The following is a 1,767-nucleotide window of genomic DNA, read 5'->3' on the forward strand; positions in this document are numbered from 1 at the left end:
CGGCCGCGCGCGCGCTGATCGACATGGACGGGCTCGATGCCGAGGCGATCGCGCGCAAGTCGATGAAGATCGCCGCCGACATCTGCGTCTACACCAACCGCGACCTGACCGTGGAAGCGCTCTAGCGCGGCGGAACCACCGACCCGGAATCGACCCCTGAAATGACCGAGTTTTCCCCACGCGAGATCGTCTCCGAGCTCGACCGTTTTATCGTCGGCCACCAGGCGGCCAAGCGCGCCGTCGCTGTCGCCCTGCGCAACCGCTGGCGCCGCCGGCGCGTGCCCGATGACCTGCGCGACGAGGTGACGCCGAAGAACATCCTGCTCATCGGCCCCACCGGCGTCGTCAAGACCGAGATCGCCCGGCGCCTCGCCAAGCTCGCCCAGGCGCCGTTCCTCAAGGTCGAGGCCACCAAGTTCACCGAGGTCGGCTACGTCGGCCGCGACGTCGACCAGATTGTCCGCGACCTGGTGGAAAGCGCGCTCGCCATGGTTCGCGACAAGCGCCGCGCCGGCGTGCGCGCCCGCGCCGAGGCCGCGGCCGAGGAACGTATCCTCGACGCCCTCACCGGTCCCGGCTCCACCGCGGCGCGCGAGTCCTTCCGCAAGAAGCTCCGCGCCGGCGAGCTGGACGACAAGGCGGTGGAATTGACGCTCGCCGACACCAGCGCCATGGGCGGCTTCGAGGTCCCCGGACAGCCCGGCGGCATGGGCGTGCTGAACCTGTCGGAGATGATGGGCAAGGCGTTCGGCGGCCGCACCAAGACCCACAAGACCACCGTCGCCGGCGCCTGGGCCCCGCTGATCGCCGAGGAGAGCGACAAGCTGGTCGACCAGGATGCCCTGACCCAGGAGGCCCTGGACCTCGCCGAGAACCACGGCATCGTCTTCCTGGACGAGATCGACAAGGTGGCCAGCCGTTCCGACCGCGCCGGCGCCGACGTCAGCCGCGAGGGCGTGCAGCGCGACCTGCTGCCGCTGATCGAGGGGACCACGGTCGCGACCAAGCATGGCCCGGTGAAGACCGACCACATCCTGTTCATCGCCTCTGGCGCCTTCCACGTCTCCAAGCCCTCGGACCTGCTGCCCGAGCTGCAGGGCCGCCTGCCGATCCGCGTCGAGCTGAAGGCCCTGACCCGCGACGACCTGCGCCGCATCCTCACCGAGCCCGAGGCCAACCTGATCCGCCAGCACCAGGCGTTGCTGGCCACCGAGGGCGTCACCCTGGTGTTCACCGAGGACGGCATCGATGCGGTCGCCGACGCCGCGGTGACGGTGAACGGCCAGGTCGAGAACATCGGCGCGCGGCGCCTGCAGACGATCATGGAAAAGGTGCTGGAGGAGCTGAGCTTCGCCGCCGCCGACCGCTCCGGCGAAACCGTCACCGTCGACGCCGCCTACGTCGGTAAGCGCATCGACGAGCTGGCCGGAAACAGCGACCTGTCGCGCTACATCCTCTAACCGGCTTATCATCGCCGCGGATCCCTGGGTGGAGCGCGGCGATGCAGGTCGAACTGGCTGAAGAGCGGATGTTCCGGTTCGCGCCGCGCATTTCGCAGGAAGAGGCGGTGGGCCGCGCCTGGGCCAAGCGCGTCGAGGCGTTCGGCGCCCTGTCCCGCGTCGCCGGCCTGCTCGCCAAGCCCCGCGACGAAGAGTTCGTCGTCGCCTACCGCGAACAGCGCCTGCAGCCGTTCTGGCGCTGCACGGTCAGCACCTTCTGGTCCTATGAGCGCGGTCGCGACTATCCGATCAAGCTGCCGCCCGAGGT

The 1,767-nt window shown here is 69.6% G+C and carries 2 protein-coding genes; both read left to right on the plus strand.

The window, feature by feature from the left end; translation table 11 throughout:
• Positions 1 to 161: 161 nt before the first annotated feature.
• Positions 162 to 1,460 carry an ATP-dependent protease ATPase subunit HslU gene (hslU, locus tag Q8M88_RS10655; protein ID WP_305597140.1) on the plus strand — a complete coding sequence of 433 codons (1,299 nt, stop codon included), beginning with the start codon at positions 162 to 164 and terminating at the stop codon, positions 1,458 to 1,460.
• Between the two features lie 41 nt (positions 1,461 to 1,501).
• Positions 1,502 to 1,767: hypothetical protein (locus Q8M88_RS10660; protein WP_305597141.1), on the plus strand; the 266-nt coding region annotated here is incomplete at its 3' end.

The organism is Phenylobacterium sp. (assembly GCF_030693805.1).
In the GTDB taxonomy this organism is placed as follows: domain Bacteria; phylum Pseudomonadota; class Alphaproteobacteria; order Caulobacterales; family Caulobacteraceae; genus Phenylobacterium.

Excerpts from the sequence above, each read along its gene's own strand:
- hslU (WP_305597140.1), top strand. The coding sequence starts at position 162 with ATGACCGAGTTTTCCCCACGCGAGATCGTCTCCGAGCTCGACCGTTTT.